This window comes from Microbacterium sp. NPDC077644, assembly GCF_040702785.1.
Taxonomy (GTDB): domain Bacteria; phylum Actinomycetota; class Actinomycetes; order Actinomycetales; family Microbacteriaceae; genus Microbacterium.
Genome location: NZ_JBFBME010000001.1, coordinates 441,167 through 456,418, shown reverse-complemented (window position 1 = coordinate 456,418; position 15,252 = coordinate 441,167). Strand labels below are relative to the sequence as shown.

At 68.9% G+C, this 15,252-nt stretch carries 18 protein-coding genes; 11 read left to right on the top strand and 7 right to left on the bottom strand.

Annotation, left to right across the window (positions count from 1 at the left end; genetic code table 11):
- Positions 1-35 precede the first annotated feature (35 nt).
- From AB0269_RS02160 to AB0269_RS02140, 5 genes are all read left to right on the top strand, one after another.
- On the top strand, positions 36-284 hold the full coding sequence (locus tag AB0269_RS02160) for an exodeoxyribonuclease VII small subunit (protein WP_366209528.1): 249 nt from the start codon (positions 36-38) through the stop codon (positions 282-284).
- The gene (locus AB0269_RS02155; RefSeq protein WP_366209527.1) at positions 281-922 is read left to right on the top strand and encodes a DUF4245 family protein; all 642 of its coding nucleotides are present in this window, start codon (positions 281-283) and stop codon (positions 920-922) included. Before AB0269_RS02160 ends, AB0269_RS02155 begins: the two co-directional genes overlap by 4 nt.
- Positions 919-1,593 (top strand): carbonic anhydrase, encoded by a 675-nt coding sequence (locus tag AB0269_RS02150; protein ID WP_366209526.1) that lies wholly within the window; start codon positions 919-921, stop codon positions 1,591-1,593. The genes AB0269_RS02155 and AB0269_RS02150 overlap by 4 nt, the downstream gene beginning before the upstream one ends.
- Positions 1,590-2,984, top strand: a complete 1,395-nt coding sequence (locus AB0269_RS02145) for a class II fumarate hydratase (RefSeq protein WP_366209525.1) — start codon at positions 1,590-1,592, stop codon at positions 2,982-2,984. Before AB0269_RS02150 ends, AB0269_RS02145 begins: the two co-directional genes overlap by 4 nt.
- Before the next feature lie 204 nt (positions 2,985-3,188).
- Positions 3,189-4,022, top strand: a complete 834-nt coding sequence (locus AB0269_RS02140) for a DUF559 domain-containing protein (protein WP_366209524.1) — start codon at positions 3,189-3,191, stop codon at positions 4,020-4,022.
- Positions 4,023-4,113: 91 nt separating this feature from the next.
- Here AB0269_RS02140 and AB0269_RS02135 read toward each other — a convergent pair whose 3' ends face one another.
- From AB0269_RS02135 to AB0269_RS02125, 3 genes are all read right to left on the bottom strand, one after another.
- Positions 4,114-5,388 carry a PhoH family protein gene (locus AB0269_RS02135; protein WP_175986134.1) on the bottom strand — a complete coding sequence of 425 codons (1,275 nt, stop codon included), beginning with the start codon at positions 5,386-5,388 and terminating at the stop codon, positions 4,114-4,116.
- A gap of 275 nt (positions 5,389-5,663) precedes the next feature.
- Positions 5,664-6,782, bottom strand: coding sequence for an aminotransferase class V-fold PLP-dependent enzyme (locus AB0269_RS02130; protein WP_366209523.1), 1,119 nt, complete (start codon positions 6,780-6,782; stop codon positions 5,664-5,666).
- A 58-nt stretch (positions 6,783-6,840) separates the two neighbouring features.
- Entirely contained in the window at positions 6,841-7,623 is a 783-nt protein-coding gene (locus tag AB0269_RS02125; protein ID WP_366209522.1) for an isoprenyl transferase, read from the bottom strand.
- Positions 7,624-7,723: 100 nt separating this feature from the next.
- Here AB0269_RS02125 and AB0269_RS02120 point away from each other — a divergent pair, with 100 nt between their 5' ends.
- Entirely contained in the window at positions 7,724-8,458 is a 735-nt protein-coding gene (locus AB0269_RS02120) for a hemolysin III family protein (RefSeq protein ID WP_366209521.1), read from the top strand.
- A 30-nt stretch (positions 8,459-8,488) separates the two neighbouring features.
- The gene (locus AB0269_RS02115) at positions 8,489-8,962 is read left to right on the top strand and encodes an S-ribosylhomocysteine lyase (RefSeq protein ID WP_366209520.1); all 474 of its coding nucleotides are present in this window, start codon (positions 8,489-8,491) and stop codon (positions 8,960-8,962) included.
- A gap of 15 nt (positions 8,963-8,977) precedes the next feature.
- Here the strand turns inward: AB0269_RS02115 and AB0269_RS02110 are convergent, their stop codons facing one another.
- Positions 8,978-9,238: a hypothetical protein gene (locus AB0269_RS02110; protein WP_366209519.1), complete on the bottom strand. Its 261-nt coding sequence runs from the start codon at positions 9,236-9,238 to the stop codon at positions 8,978-8,980.
- 67 nt (positions 9,239-9,305) lie between these two features.
- On the opposite strand from AB0269_RS02110, the gene AB0269_RS02105 reads away from it, so the two are divergent.
- Together AB0269_RS02105 and greA are read left to right on the top strand one after the other, a co-directional pair.
- Entirely contained in the window at positions 9,306-9,692 is a 387-nt protein-coding gene (locus AB0269_RS02105) for a DUF4307 domain-containing protein (protein ID WP_366209518.1), read from the top strand.
- A gap of 113 nt (positions 9,693-9,805) precedes the next feature.
- Positions 9,806-10,294: a transcription elongation factor GreA gene (greA, locus tag AB0269_RS02100; RefSeq protein WP_175985822.1), complete on the top strand. Its 489-nt coding sequence runs from the start codon at positions 9,806-9,808 to the stop codon at positions 10,292-10,294.
- Between the two features lie 111 nt (positions 10,295-10,405).
- Here greA and ilvA read toward each other — a convergent pair whose 3' ends face one another.
- Positions 10,406-11,635: a threonine ammonia-lyase gene (ilvA, locus tag AB0269_RS02095; RefSeq protein WP_366209517.1), complete on the bottom strand. Its 1,230-nt coding sequence runs from the start codon at positions 11,633-11,635 to the stop codon at positions 10,406-10,408.
- Entirely contained in the window at positions 11,632-12,825 is a 1,194-nt protein-coding gene (locus AB0269_RS02090; RefSeq protein WP_366209516.1) for an AI-2E family transporter, read from the bottom strand. The genes ilvA and AB0269_RS02090 overlap by 4 nt, the downstream gene beginning before the upstream one ends.
- 80 nt (positions 12,826-12,905) lie before the next feature.
- Between AB0269_RS02090 and AB0269_RS02085 the strand changes: the two genes are divergently transcribed.
- Together AB0269_RS02085 and AB0269_RS02080 are read left to right on the top strand one after the other, a co-directional pair.
- Entirely contained in the window at positions 12,906-14,165 is a 1,260-nt protein-coding gene (locus AB0269_RS02085) for a crosslink repair DNA glycosylase YcaQ family protein (protein WP_366209515.1), read from the top strand.
- Positions 14,162-14,635: a hypothetical protein gene (locus AB0269_RS02080; protein ID WP_366209514.1), complete on the top strand. Its 474-nt coding sequence runs from the start codon at positions 14,162-14,164 to the stop codon at positions 14,633-14,635. Before AB0269_RS02085 ends, AB0269_RS02080 begins: the two co-directional genes overlap by 4 nt.
- Positions 14,636-14,638: 3 nt before the next feature.
- Here AB0269_RS02080 and AB0269_RS02075 read toward each other — a convergent pair whose 3' ends face one another.
- Positions 14,639-15,205: a LemA family protein gene (locus AB0269_RS02075; protein ID WP_175985817.1), complete on the bottom strand. Its 567-nt coding sequence runs from the start codon at positions 15,203-15,205 to the stop codon at positions 14,639-14,641.
- Positions 15,206-15,252 lie beyond the last annotated feature (47 nt).

Genomic DNA, 15,252 nt, shown 5'->3' with positions numbered 1-15,252 from the left:
GCAGCGGGCGGGCCGCGTCGGCGCGGAGTCGTAGGATGGAAGGCGTGACTGCGCCGAACGCGACCCCCGTGGAGACCCTGTCGTTCGAGGCCGCTCGCGACGAGCTCGTTCGCGTCGTCGCGGAACTCGAACAGGGCGCACCCACCCTCGAACACTCGCTCGCCCTGTGGGAGCGCGGCGAGGCCCTCGCTGCGCGATGCGAGGAGTGGCTGCTCGGCGCGAAGCGCCGCCTCGAGGCGACCCGTCCCGAGGCATCCGATGACGGTGACGAGGACGAGTCGTGAGCAAGCAGCCTCCCGTCGTCGCCGAGCTCGGACGCCCGGAGACTCCCGAGGAGACCGCCGCGCGCAAGGCCGAGTTCAGCAGGAACTACCGGGCGAGCCAGTCGTTCCGCAACCTCATCGCCGCCCTCATCATCACTCTCGCCGTGGTCGCCGTCATCATCTTCGCCGTGCCGCGCGGTGAGCCGGCATCCACCCCCGAGGTGGACGTCGCCCGCATCGCCGCCGACGTCGAGTCGACCATGGACAGTCCCGTCATCATCCCGGAACTCGGCGACTTCTGGCGGGTCAACGCCGCCGAACTGCAGGGCGGCGCCACGACCGTGTGGAACGTCACCCTCGCCCCAGCCGACGAGAGCGAGCGCGGATTCATCCGCATCGGTCAGGCCTTCGACACCGATGCATCCTGGGCCCCTCAGGTGCTGAACGGATCGGCGCCGACGGACACCACCCGCATCGGCGGGCTCGACTGGGACGTCTACGAGCTCGCCGGCAAGACCGACAACAACGTCAGCTATGCGCTGGGAACCCAGGCGGGTGACGACTACGTGCTGCTGTACGGGTCGCGATCGGCCGATTCCACCGCCGAGCTCGCCGAATCGCTCGTCCCGCAGATCCAGACCATTTCGGAGGCAGAATGACCGCGCTCACCCCCACCGCCGCCTGGCAGGAGATGCTGGACGGCAATCGTCGCTTCGTCGCGGGTGAGCCTCGGCATCCGAATCAGAACGTCGAGAAGCGGCACGAGCTCGCGGACGGCCAGAACCCGATGGCGACGCTGTTCGGATGCTCCGACTCGCGCCTTGCTGCCGAGATCATCTTCGACAAGGGACTGGGCGACCTGTTCGTCGTGCGCAACGCCGGCCAGGTGATCGGCGAGTCCATCGTCGGCAGCCTCGAGTACGCCGTCGAGGTCCTGCAGGTCCCACTCATCGTCGTGCTCGCACACGACTCGTGCGGTGCCGTCCGAGCAGCGATCGACGGCACCGCCATCGACGCCGCTCCCCTGCCGCCGCACATCTGGAAGCTCATCGCCCCGATCATCCCCGCCGCGCGCAAGGTGCTGGCGGCCAACGGCGGCAGCACCCCGGAGGACATCGACGCCGAACAGGTCGGACGCGAGCACCTGCGCAACACCGTCGCGAACCTGCTGCAGTCGTCCGAGTTGATCAGCGATGCCGTCGCCGAGGGGCGTCTGGGCATCGTGGGCGCGAACTACCGGCTTTCCGAGGGCACGGCCGTGCCCGTCATCACCGTTGGAATCGACACGGGGTCGACGGACGACCTCGCAGACCAGGAGGGATCGAAGTGACCGAGACCGAATTCCGCATCGAGCACGACACGATGGGCGAGGTGCGGGTTCCCGTCAACGCGCTGTACAGCGCCCAGACCCAGCGCGCCGTGGAGAACTTCCCGATCTCGGGCAAGGGCCTGGAGTCGGCGCAGATCGCCGCTCTCGCGCGGATCAAGAAGGCCGCGGCCCTCGCGAACAAGGAGCTCGGCACCCTCGACGGCGCCATCGCCGACGCGATCGCGCAGGCCGCTGACGAGGTCGCCTCGGGCAAGCACGACGGCGAGTTCCCCGTCGACACGTACCAGACCGGATCCGGCACGTCCTCGAACATGAACATGAACGAGGTGCTGGCGACGCTCGCCACCGGCATCCTCGGCTCCGCCGTCCATCCGAACGACCACGTGAACGCCTCGCAGTCGTCCAACGACGTCTTCCCGACGTCGGTGCACATCGCCGTCACGCAGGCGCTGATCGACACGCTCATCCCCTCGCTCGACCACCTCGCCGTGGCGCTCGAGGCGAAGGCCGAGCTGTGGAAGGACGCCGTCAAGTCCGGCCGCACGCACCTGATGGACGCCACCCCCGTCACCCTCGGCCAGGAGTTCGGCGGCTACGCCCGTCAGATCCGCCTCGGCATCGAGCGCGTGCAGTCCGCGCTCCCCCGGGTCGCCGAGGTGCCTCTGGGCGGCACGGCCGTCGGCACCGGCATCAACACGCCGCTCGGCTTCCCGCAGAAGGTCATCGAGCTGCTCGCGGCCGAGACCGAGCTGCCGATCACCGAGGCCAAGGACCACTTCGAGGCGCAGGCCAACCGCGATGGACTCGTCGAGACCTCCGGTGCCCTGCGCACGATCGCGGTGTCGCTGACGAAGATCAACAACGACCTGCGCTGGATGGGCTCCGGCCCGAACACCGGTCTCGGCGAGCTCCACATCCCCGACCTGCAGCCCGGTTCGTCGATCATGCCCGGCAAGGTGAACCCCGTCGTCCCCGAGGCCGTGCTCATGGTGTGCGCGCGCGTCATCGGCAACGACGCGACCGTGGCCTGGGCCGGAGCATCCGGTTCCTTCGAGCTCAACGTCGCGATCCCCGTCATGGGCACGGCCCTTCTCGAGTCGATCCGCCTGCTCGGCAACGCCTCGCGCGTCCTCGCCGACAAGACCATCGACGGCCTGCAGGCGAACACCGAGCGCGCCGCGGCCTTCGCCGGCATGAGCCCGTCGATCGTCACCCCGCTGAACAAGGTCATCGGCTACGAGGCCGCCGCGAAGATCGCCAAGCACTCGGTCGCCAAGGGCATGACTGTGCGCGACGCCGTCATCGACCTCGGATACGTCGAGCGCGGCGAGATCACGATCGAGCAGCTCGACGAGAAGCTCGACCTGCTGAGCATGACCCACCCGGGCTGACGCGCCGCGGCCCTTACTCCGCCCCGATCCGCTGACTCGTCCCCGATCTGCTGACGTTTCTCACCACTTCGTCAGCAGATCGGGTATCCCTCCGCAGATCGGGGCGTACAACTCCTCCTGCACAGGTCTGCAGATTGCCAAGCCGTGCACGGTTCGCGCCTGGTGGCTCAGGGCGGATGCTGCTCAACGGGCAGGCTGTGATGCATGCTCTCCGCGTCCGACACCATCCGGCGCCTCGGCGGCATCGCTCGCGGCGCTCATCTTCAGACGCTTGGCTTCACTCGTCGAACACTCACGAACTGCGTGCGACGCGGAGAGATCCAACGCATCCGTGACGGTGTCTTCGCAGTCGAACCGCTCGACGGCGACATCCGGTCGGCGACCGCCCACGGAGGCGCGCTGACCTGCGCGAGCGTGCTGCAGCTGGCCGGGATCTGGGCCCTGGACACCACGGAGGTGCCACACGTGTGGCTCGGGTCCGACCGCCATGCGCACCCGCATGACGGCTGCGCATGCGTCTCGCACTTCTACCGCGGCACACCTCCCCTCGGGCGCGCGAGCCTCGAGACCGCGCTGGTGCACTTCCGCCGCTGCGCAGGCGATGAGGCGTTCTTCGCCGCCTTCGAGTCGGCGTGGCGGAAGCGTCTGCTGTCCGCGGCGGCTCGCGCTCGCGTACGGGCTGCTCTGCCGGCATCCGCTCGCTGGCTCGTCGATCTCGCACGCTCGGATGCCGACAGCGGCCTGGAATCGCTCCTGCGGCTGCGCCTCCACGTCCTCGGCATCCGCCTCGACTGTCAGGTCTCGATCGACGGTGTCGGGCGAGTCGACTTCGTGCTCGGCGGCCGCCTGATCCTCGAAGCCGACGGGAAGAAGAATCATGACGGGACGATGATGCACAAGGATCGAGTGCGGGATGCCGCAGCATCCCGTCTCGGGTATGAAACCCTGCACTTCGACTACGCACAGATCGTGCACGACTGGCCGACCGTCCAATCGGCCATATGCGGCGCACTCGACCGCCTCAGGGCCCGCAACTGACCCGTTCTGCGGACCCGATCCCGATCTGCTGACATTTACTACGAATCCGTCAGCAGATCGGGACACCCTCCGCAGATCGAGGGGCGAAAGCTCAGCTGAGTTCGCCGCCCTCCAGCAGGTCGGTGACCAGGGCCGCGATGGCGGAGCGCTCGGAGCGCATGAGTGTCACGTGGCCGAACAGGTCGTGTCCCTTGAGCGTCTCGATCACCGAGGCGATGCCGTCGTGGCGGCCGACGCGCAGGTTGTCGCGCTGTCCGACGTCGTGGGTGAGCACGACGCGCGAGTTCTGGCCCATCCGGCTCAGCACCGTCAGCAGCACGTTCCGCTCCAGCGACTGCGCCTCGTCGACGATCACGAATGCGTCGTGCAGCGAGCGGCCGCGGATGTGCGTCAGCGGCAGCACCTCGAGCAGGCCGCGCTCGACGACCTCGTCCATGACGTTGCCCGACACGACCGAGCCGAGGGTGTCGAACACCGCCTGCCCCCATGGGCCCATCTTCTCGTTCTGGTCTCCCGGCAGGTAGCCGAGCTCCTGACCGCCGACGGCGAACAGCGGACGGAAGACGATGATCTTCTTCTGCTGCTGACGCTCGAGAACGGCCTCGAGCCCGGCGCACAGCGCGAGCGCCGACTTGCCGGTTCCCGCGCGTCCGCCCAGCGACACGATCCCGACTTCGGGGTCGAGCAGCAGGTCGATGGCGATGCGCTGCTCAGCCGACCGTCCGTGCATGCCGAACAGTTCGCGGTCGCCGCGCACCAGCCGGTACTCGCCGTCGCCGGTGACGCGGCCGAGTGCCGATCCGCGCTCGGAGTGGATGATGAGGCCGGTGTTCACCGGGAGCCCGCGGGCGTCCTCGCTGATGCCGACTTCGCTCTCGTACAGATCGCTGATGTCGTCGCCCGACAGGTTCAGCGAGGCGATCCCGGTCCAGCCGGAGTCCACAGCCTGCTCGGCGAGGTACTCCTCCGCGCTGAGGCCGAGGGATGCAGCCTTGACGCGCATCGGCAGGTCCTTCGAGACGATCGTGACGTCCTGACCGTCCTGGGCGAGGTTCATGGCGACCGCGAGGATGCGGCTGTCGTTGTCGGCGAGTCGGATGCCGCTGGGCAGCGCGCTGGCGTCGGAGTTGTTCAGCTCCACCCGGAGGGTGCCTCCCTCGCCGACGGGCACCGGGAAGTCGAGGCGCCCGTGCTCGATGCGCAGCTCGTCGAGGTGGCGCAGCGCCTGGCGGGCGAAGTACCCGATCTCCGGATCGTGCCGCTTGCCTTCGAGCTCCGTGATCACCACGACCGGGAGGACGATCGAGTGCTCGGCGAAGCGGAACAGCGCCTGAGGATCCGACAGCAGCACCGACGTGTCGAGCACGTACGTGCGGAGGTCCTGATCCGGCTTGTCCGAGGACGACCGGCGCGAGGCCTGACGGGTGGACTGCTGTGCTGTACGTGTGGTCACGACCCACTCCCGACCCGGGATGCTTCCCGGCTATGCCACGAGTCGACCTGGGGTCACGAGTCGCGAACCTGAGGGCCGACTCGACCGGACACCGTGTCCGATGCCTTGAACGTACGACCACCGACGAGCATCTGCGCACTCGACACGCCCGAAGCGTCGGTTACGTGCAGATTAACTCTCGGGCGCGCTCAGGCGCCCGCTCCGACGACCGTGCCGAGGGCGTCGTCGAGCATGCGCAGCGTGTCGTCCGTGGTGCCGGCATGGGCCGCGACCCGCACCGTCGCGCCCCGTGTTGTGGCGACGACGCCGGCGTTCGTGAGCGCCGCCGAGACAGCCGCGGGCGCCTCGGGCGCGAGGGCGACGATCCCGCCGCGACGCTCACGCTCGCGCGGGGTCAGCACCGGGATGCCGTGGCGCTCCGCGATCTCGAGGATGACGTCGACGCGCCCGCTGATCGCCTCGTCGATCGCGCCGACTCCGGCGTCGCGCACATCCCGCAGCGCGATCGCCAGCCGCGCGACGGCGAGCTGATCTGCGCCGCTCACGACGAAGGCGCGGGCGGATGCCGCCGGCGAAGGACGCTCGTCGATGGGAAGCCCGCCGTCGACCCCGGCGAGCCCCGACAGCACGGGCGCGATCCGCTCTCGCGCGAGCGCGGAGAACGAGGCGAAGCCCGTGCCTCGCGCCGCACGGAGCCACTTGTAGCCGTGGCCGACGACGACGTCCGCGGCGGCGTAGTCGTCGTCGATCACGCCGAATGACTGCACGGCGTCGACGATCAGCAGCCGGTCCGGTCCCAGCACCTCGCGGAGACCGGCGAGGTCGGCGCGGTAGCCGGTGCGGAAGTCGACGTGACTGACCACGAGCGCGGTCACGTCGTCATCGAGCGCCTCGGCGACGGCATCCACCGACACGAACCGGTCCTCGGGCGTGATCCAGCGCGGGACGAGATCGCCGCCGGACAGCTGCGCCGCACGCTCGAGCGTCATCGTCACGCTGGCGAACTCCGCCGTCGATGCGACCACGGTTCCGGTGAGTCCGAACAGCGCGTGCATGAGCCCGTGCGACGACGACGGCTGCAGCGTCACGGTGTCGGCGGCGACGCCCAGCAGTTCGGCGGCGAGCGCCCGCGCCTCGTCGAGCCGCTCGGCGACGAGCTTGCGCGAGGAAGGACGTCCGCTGCCCAGCAGATCGGCATCGGCGAAGACCTCGGCGCGCACGGCCTGGGAGATCGGCCCGAACGCGGCCCAGTCGAGGTAGCCGGGATCGCCGTCGAAGGTGGCGAGATAGTCGTCGAATGCGCTCACTCGATGAGTCTCCCACGGGACTGTGACGGCGGGTATGGGCAGTCCGCCCCAGGCGGCTTCAGCGCCCGAAGCGCCGATCGCGGTCGGTGAAGTCGCGGATGGCACGCAGGAAGTCGACCTGACGGAGATCGGGCCCCAGTGCCTCGACGAAGTAGAACTCGCTGTGCGCGCTCTGCCACAGCAGGAAGTCGCTGAGACGCTGCTCGCCGCTGGTGCGGATCACGAGGTCGGGATCGGGCTGCCCGCCGGTGTAGAGGTGCTCGCCGATCATCTCGGGCGTGAGGTTCGCGGCGAGGTCCTCCAGACTCCCCCCGGACGCGTCGTGCTTCGCGATGATCGAGCGCACGGCATCCACGATCTCGTTGCGTCCGCCGTAGCCGACGGCGAGATTGACGTGGAGACCTGCGTTGTCCTTCGTGCGCTCCTCGGCGTCGTGCAGCACCCGCGCGAGCTCCTCGGGCAGGATATCGCTCCGACCGACGTGCTTGACCCGCCACCCGGCCTGCTGCGACAGCGACTCGGCGAGCTCGGCGATGATCTCGATGAGGTCCTCGATCTCCTTCGAGTCGCGCTTGCGGAGATTGTCGCTCGAGAGCAGGTACAGCGACACGACGCGCACGCCGATCTCATCGCACCACCCCAGGAACTCGCGCATCTTCGCCGCTCCTGCACGGTGGCCGTCCGCCGCCGAGTCGAAGCCCAGCTGCCTCGCCCACCGCCGGTTGCCGTCGATCATCATCGCGACATGGTGCGGGACGGATGCCGCGTCGAGACGGCGTCGGAGGCGGTTGCTGTAGAGCCGGTACAGCGGGCCCCGGCCCTCGCTCGCACGTGCATTCACGTGCCTACGCTACCGCGCAACCCTCGCAGACCCGTGTGATGGTGCTGTGGATCCCGGATATGTGCGCTTCACGGCATGGAGGTCGTCTTAGAGTGAGCACGTGAGCGCACCCGAGACTGACGCCGTTCCTGTTCCCGAGCTGCCGCTGCTGAAGGCCGCATCCGCCGACGCCGAGGTGGAGATCAAGCCGACATGGCGGGGCTGGCTGCACGCGGGCACCTTCCCCGTCGCGATCGCCGCAGGCATCGTGCTGATCGTTCTCGCCCAGGGGGCACCGGCGAAGTGGGCTGCCGCCGTCTTCATGGCGAGCTCGCTGCTGCTGTTCGGCAACTCCGCGCTGTATCACCGCATCAACTGGAAGCCGAAGACCAAGCTCATCCTCAAGCGGATCGACCACGCGAACATCCTGCTGCTGATCGCCGGCACCTACACGCCGCTCGCGGTCAACGCCCTCGTGCCGGAGAAGGGCGTCCTGCTCCTCAGCCTCGTCTGGGGCGGCGCGATCCTCGGCATCCTGTTCCGCGTTTTCTGGATCGGCGCACCGCGCTGGCTGTACGTCGCGCTGTACCTCGTGCTCGGATGGGCGGCCGTGATGTACATGGTGGACCTGGTCATCGCCAACGTCGCGATGATGGTGCTCGTGTGCGTCGGCGGTGTGCTCTACACACTCGGCGCCGTCGCCTATGCGCTGAAGAAGCCGAACATCTGGCCGGGCCACTTCGGGTTCCACGAGCTGTTCCATCTGTGCACCGTGCTGGCGTTCCTGTGCCACTGGACCGCGTGCCTGCTGATCTCCCTCGCCCCGTACTCCCCCTCGCTCGGCCTTCCCGGCTGAGCGCCGCCGACAAGAACCAAGGAGAGACCCATGGCCGATGTCGAGAGCTTCACGCTCGATCACACCGCTGTCCGCGCTCCGTACGTGCGCCTGATCGGCGTCGAGAACGGCCCGAAGGGCGACGCGATCTCGAACTTCGACGTGCGCTTCGTCCAGCCCAACGAGGGCGAGATCCCGACCGCAGGACTCCACACGATCGAGCACCTGCTCGCGAGCCTCATGCGCGACCGGATGGACGGCATCATCGACATCTCGCCGTTCGGCTGCCGCACGGGCTTCCACCTGATCACCTGGGGCGAGCCCGACGTCGCGCACATCGTGGACGCCGTGCGCGGCAGTCTCACCGCGATCGCCGAGGAGATCACCTGGGAGCAGGTGCCCGCGGTGAGCGCGATCGAGTGCGGCAACTACCGCGACCACAGCCTGCACAGTGCGCGCGAGTGGTCGAAGCTCATCCTCGAGCAGGGCATCAGCCTCGACCCGTTCGAGCGCGTCGGCGTCTGACGCACTCGGGCCCGCTCAGGTCGGCGGGTTCTGCTCGTCCTTCTCGCGGGCCGCTGCCTCCTCGGCATCCAGCTCCTCGCGCACCTCGGCGCGGTAGCGGACGCGGCGCACGCGTCGGTTCATGTCCCAGATGAGCAGCGCGACGGCGATCACGACGATGACGATCACCGCGAAGCCCGCGGGCCCGGGGGTGACGGAGTTCGGGTCGACGGTCATCGACGGCGTCGGCATCGGGGTGTCGGTGCCGGTGAGCACCATTCCGAAGAGCACCATCATCTGTCCGCCTCTCGATCTCAGGTCGCGTAACCTGGAACTCCAGCCTAACGACCGAAAGGCACCCGCCGTGACGACCGCGCAAGAGCTCGACGAGCGGTACGGGCGCACCCGTCGCCGGCGGCTCCCGTGGATCGTCGGAATTCTGCTCGTGATCGCCGTGGTGGGCGTGTTCGGGTGGATGACGTTCATGCAGTCCGCGAACTCCGTCGACGCCGACGATCTCGGCTTCGAGGTCGCCGACGAGCACAGTGTGACGGTGCGGTTCCAGGTCACCGGCGGCCAGGGCAAAGACGTCGCTTGCGCGATCGAGGCGCTGGACGAGGAGTTCGGCATCGTGGGGTGGCGGATCGTCGAGATTCCGGCATCCGACGAGCATCTGCAGCAGTTGAGCACGACGGTACCGACCGTCGCGGAGGCCACCACAGGTTTGGTGAACTCCTGCTGGGTCGCATAGACTCCTCTTCAGACGACGCCCTGGCACTGAGCCGGGGCGTCTTGGCATATCCCCTCCGCCGTGACGGCGGTCAGCACACTCGCCCTGAAGGGCGTTCGATGAAGGAGCACGCTGTGTCCACAGACGCTCAGGTCCCGTTCCTCACGCAGGAAGCCTACGATCGGCTCGTCGCCGAGCTCGAGCACCTCTCCACCGTCGGTCGCGACGAGATCGCCAAGCGCATCGAAGCGGCCCGTGAAGAAGGCGACCTCAAGGAGAACGGCGGATACCACGCCGCGAAGGACGAGCAGGGCAAGCAGGAGGCGCGCATCCGCACGCTCGAGCAGCTGCTGAAGACCGCCAAGGTCGGCGAGGCCCCTGCGAGCCGGGGCATCGTCGAGCCGGGCACGGTGGTGACCGCGATCGTCGCGGGTGGCGAGGAGCAGTTCCTGCTCGGCAGCCGCGAGATCGCCGGCGACACCGACCTCGACGTGTACAGCGAGGCGAGCCCGCTCGGCCAGGCCATCCTGGGCCTCAAGATCGGCGAGAAGACGTCTTACGAGGCGCCGAACGGCAAGTCGATCTCGGTCGAGGTCACCGGCGTGGAGACCTACGCCGGCTGACGCCGAGACCGCAAGGCCGCGCTGAGACTGCGACGATTCGTCGCTGTCTCGGCGCGGCCCTGGTGTTTCGTGCGGCTCGTCGTTTGTCGATCGGGCCTCGGCAGGACGGGATCAGTCCGGAACGACGATCGGGTCGTAACCCGCCCGGCGCAGCGTGTCGAGCGTCAGCTCCGTGTGCTCGGCACCGCGCGTCTCGATGCTCAGCTGCAGGCTGACCTCGCTGATCTGCAGACCCTGTCCGTGCCGGGTGTGCATGACCTCCATGACGTTGGCTCCGGCCTCGGCGACGAGTTCCGAGACCCGCGCCAGCTGGCCGGGGCGGTCGGGCAGCGGGATGCGGACCGTCAGGTAGCGACCGGATGCCGCCAGCCCGTGCGAGACCACGCGCTGCAGCAGGAGCGGGTCGATGTTGCCGCCGGTGAGGACCGCGAGCGTGTTGCCGGTGTCGTGCACCTTGCCGGCGAGGATCGCTGCGACGCCGACGGCGCCCGCGGGCTCGACGACGACCTTGGCCTGCTCGAGGAGGATGAGCAGCGCCCGGGCGATGTCGTCATCGCTGACCGTGACGACCTCGTCGACGAGGTCGCGGATGATCTCGAACGGCACGTCCCCGGGCTTGGCGACGAGGATGCCGTCGGCGATCGTCGGGAGCGTGGTGATCTCGACCGGATGCCCCGCCTCGAGCGACGGGGCCACAGCCGCGGCGTTCTCGGCTTGGACGCCGACGACGCGGACGGTCCGTCCGTTCTTCTTGGCCGCGGCCTTCGCCGCAGCGGCCACGCCCGCGATCAGGCCTCCCCCGCCGATTCCGACGAGGATCGTGTCGACATCCGGAGCGTCCTCGATCAGTTCGAGACCGAGCGTCCCCTGACCGATCACGATGTCGCGGTGGTCGAACGGGTGGATCATGATGGCGCCGGTCCGCTCCGCGAACTCGGCGGCCAGCCGGAGCGAGGTCGCCACTGTCTCGCCCTCGAGGACGACCTCGGCCCCGTAGCCGCGGGTCGCCAGGAGTTTGGGCACCGGAACGCCCAGCGGCATGAAGATCGTCGCCGGGATGCCGAGGGCCTGCGCTGCGAGCGCGACGCCCTGCGCGTGGTTGCCGGCGGATGCCGCGACCACGCCGTGCGATCGCTCCTCAGCGGTGAGTTGAGCGAGCCGGTGGCCCGCGCCGCGGATCTTGAACGACCCGGTGCGCTGCAGGTTCTCCATCTTCAGCACGACGGGCGATCCGAGGATGTCGGACAGCGCTCTGGAGGGCAGCGTCGGCGTGTGGGAGATGACGCTCTCCAGCCCCCGTGCGGCTTCTTCGAACTCGGCCAGGGTGGGGACTGCGCTCATGTATTCCTCCGTAGCCGCTCGCGCGGCACTGTGCTCCAGATGAGATCGCCGGCGGGTTGTCGGCCGGTGCGCCACGAGCCCGTGCTCAACGTCACGGCCACGACGTTGACGAACGCGGCGAGCGGGACGGCGAACAGGGCGCCGGGGATGCCGGCGATCATCGATCCGCCGGCGACGACGAGGACCACGGCGAGCGGATGCACCTTCACGGCGGTCCCCATGAGGATCGGCTGCAGCACGTGGCCTTCGAACTGCTGCACGCCGATGACGACGACGAGCATCCAGAACGCGTTCAGCGGATCGTTGTAGACCAGCGCGAGGAACACGGCCACCGCTCCGGTGGTCACGGCACCGACGATCGGGACGAACGCGCCGAGGAAGACGAGCACCGCGACGGGGATCGCCAGAGGCACCCCGAGAAGGAATGCTCCGAGGCCGATGCCGATCGAGTCGATCGTGGCGACGAGCAGCTGCGTCTTGGCGTAGTTGACGACCGTGCGCCATCCGCTGCGTGCGGCCGCGTCGACGGCGGGGCGGGCGTCGCGCGGGAAGAGCTTGGTCGTCCACCGCCAGATGCCCCCGCCGTCGGCGAGCAGACAGATGAGGATGAAGAGGGTGAGCAGCGCGCCGACGAGCACGTGGCCGGCGGTCGTGCCGATCGCGAGCGCGCCGGACCACAGCAGCTCGGCCTGCTGCTGGATGAGCGCGAAGCCCTGATCGATGTAGTCCTGGATCTGCGTCTCGGTGAGGTGCAGCGGCCCGTCGATGAGGTACTGCCGGAACTCGTCGACGGCCTGGGTGGTGCGCACCTGGACCTGCGCCCATTCGCGGCTGATCTGCCATCCGACCAGCCACAGCAGTCCGGAGACGATCGCGACGGTCCCGATCAGCGCGATCACGATCGCCACCCAGCGCGGGAACCGGTGCCGCAGCATCCACTCGAACGCGGGCCACAGCAGCGCGGTGACGAGGATGCCGATGAGCAGCGGGATCACGAGGAGCTTGAGCTGGATGACGATCCAGATGATGACACCGGCGGCGGCGGCGATCAGCAGCAGGCGCCAGGCGTAGGCGGCGCTGACGCGCAACGACAGCGGGACGGTGTTGTCGGCCTCGGTCGAGACCGTCCGATCCGTGGGCATGCGACCCCACAGGAGATCGCGCTTCCGGGGGCGCCGCTCGTCCGTCATGGGCCAAGTCTAGTTGCGGGCCTGTGCGGATGCTGTGCCGCCGCCGTCCCTTTGTCGGACGCTGAGGGTACGCTGACCGGGTGTCCGAGACCCTCAGCGCCGCACAGGCCAGGCGCACAGCCCTCGCCGCCCAGGGATTCACCCGCCGCCGCCCGACCGCGACCGTCGCCGCACGGCACGTGCACACGGTGATGGAACGCCTCGGGGTGCTGCAGATCGACTCGGTGAACGTGTTCGCCCGCAGCCACTACCTGCCGCTCTTCTCGCGGCTCGGCTCCTACGACCCCGCGCTGCTGGATCGCGTCTTCCTGTCCAGGACGACCCACTACGTCGAGTACCTCGCCCACGAGGCGACGTTCGTGCCCGTCGAGGACTGGTCGCTCTGGCGGTTCCGCATGGATGACTTCCGGCGGCGATGGTCGGCACCGGACTCGTGGGCGAGCCAGAACGCCCGCACCCTCGCCTGGGTGCAGGACGAGCTTCGTGATCGAGGCCCGCTCCGGCCGGCCGAGCTGCGAGCCGACGCCCCTCGCGATCGAGGCAGCTGGTGGGACTGGGACGAGGTCAAGATCGCTCTCGAGCACCTGTGGCGCATCGGTGACGTCGCGATCAGCGGCAGGCGGGGGTTCGAGCGGGTGTACGCGCTCGAGGAGCACGTGATCCCTGAAGAGGTGCGTGCGCGCGAGGTGCCGCGGCGGGATGCGATCACCGAGCTGATGCGCCGCGCCGCGCGCTCCCAGGGGCTCGCCACCGAGACCGACCTCGCGGACTACTACCGAATCCGTGACCGAGGGGCGGTGCGCCGCGCGATCGATGACCTCGTCGACGCCGGAGAGCTCAACCCCGTGCAAGTGCGCGGGTGGGAGCGCGGCGGCAAGCCTGTTGCGGCGTGGATGCACCGGGACGCCATCGTCCCGCGCCGCGTGGACGCCGCAGCTCTGCTCACACCGTTCGACCCCGTCGTGTGGTTCCGCGAACGCGCACTGCGCACGTTCGACCTGGACTACAGGATCGAGATCTACGTGCCCGCCGACAAGCGCCGCTTCGGCTACTACTCACTGCCCGTCCTGGTCGGCGATCGGATCGTCGCCCGCGTGGATCTGAAGGCCGAACGCGCGTCGTCGACACTGCAGGTGCAGTCGGCGTGGTGGGAGCCGCACGCGCGTCCCGAGGACGCCGAGGCCGTGGCTCAGGAGCTGGCCCTGGCGGCATCCTGGCAGGGCCTGGAGAACATCTCCGTCTCCGGATGGGGTGACGCGGCCGATGCCGTCGCAGGCGCCCTGCACATCGCGCGCGGCGGGATCGCACGGCACGTGCACGATCGCGAGGTGCCTGCGTGACCAGACGGGCGCGCGTGGGCGTCGCAGTGATCGTCGCTGTCGGACTCGTCGTGGCCGCCGTCGTCGTCATGACGCTCTGGCCGCGCACGGCCGCAGGCCCGCGATCCGTGTCCGGAATCGGAGTGGAACTCAGCCATGCGCAACTGGAGGCCGCGGCCCAGCAGCGACTGGATGCCGTGGTCGAGGCGTGCACCCGCCCCGCGACGGAGATCCCGGAGGCGTGCGGCTTCCGGATCCCCTGGGCCGCGGATCTCGCCGAGGTCGACGGCATCCGGTTCCGCGTCGAGGAACCGCCGACGCTCGCCGTGACGCTGCCGACGTTCCACGCCGACGGCGGCGTGCTCGTCGCGACCCTCACCGGGACGGGCACGGACGGCGAGTCGGCCGCTGTGACCTACCGCACCGAGGACTGGATGCTGCGCGGCGATGTGACGGTCAAGAACGCCGGCGTCGTGCTGTCGGTGTGGTGACGATCAGAACTGCACGCGCGGCGGCTCGGCGATCGCCGCGCCGTCGGCCACCTCGAAGAACTCGCGTTCGGTGAATCCGAGGCTGCGGGCGAAGAGGTTGTTCGGGAACACCTTGATCTTGGTGTTCAACTCGCGCACGCCGCCGTTATAGAAGCGCCGGGCGGCCTGGATCTTGTCCTCGGTGTCGACGAGCGAGTGCTGCACCTGAAGGAAGTTCTGGCTGGCCTGCAGCTGCGGATAGGCCTCGGCGACCGCGAACAGGCTCTTCAGCGCCTGCTGCAGGTGGCCCTCGGCGATCCCCGCCTCACCGGGGCTCGTCGCGGCCAGCGTCTCGGCCCTGGCGCGCGTGACGTTCTCGAAGACCGCCTTCTCGTGCGAGGCGTATCCCTTGACCGTCTCGATGAGGTTCGGGATGAGGTCGGCGCGTCTCTTGAGCTGAACCGTGATGCCGCTCCACGCCTCGTCGACGCGGACGTTCAGCTGGACCAGGGAGTTGTACGTCGCCCAGAGGTAGATGCCGACGAGCACCAGTACCGCGACGACGATCAGTACCGGAATGAGCCATTCCATGTCAGGCAACCCCCTTGGACCGAATTTCCTTCATCCTACCGAGGCAC

Coding starts and splice junctions, on each gene's coding strand:
- AB0269_RS02160 (WP_366209528.1), top strand. CDS start 36: ATGGAAGGCGTGACTGCGCCGAACGCGACCCCCGTGGAGACCCTGTCG.
- AB0269_RS02150 (WP_366209526.1), top strand. CDS start 919: ATGACCGCGCTCACCCCCACCGCCGCCTGGCAGGAGATGCTGGACGGC.
- AB0269_RS02140 (WP_366209524.1), top strand. CDS start 3,189: ATGCTCTCCGCGTCCGACACCATCCGGCGCCTCGGCGGCATCGCTCGC.
- AB0269_RS02115 (WP_366209520.1), top strand. CDS start 8,489: ATGGCCGATGTCGAGAGCTTCACGCTCGATCACACCGCTGTCCGCGCT.
- AB0269_RS02110 (WP_366209519.1), bottom strand. CDS start 9,238: ATGATGGTGCTCTTCGGAATGGTGCTCACCGGCACCGACACCCCGATG.
- ilvA (WP_366209517.1), bottom strand. CDS start 11,635: ATGAGCGCAGTCCCCACCCTGGCCGAGTTCGAAGAAGCCGCACGGGGG.
- AB0269_RS02090 (WP_366209516.1), bottom strand. CDS start 12,825: ATGACGGACGAGCGGCGCCCCCGGAAGCGCGATCTCCTGTGGGGTCGC.
- AB0269_RS02075 (WP_175985817.1), bottom strand. CDS start 15,205: ATGGAATGGCTCATTCCGGTACTGATCGTCGTCGCGGTACTGGTGCTC.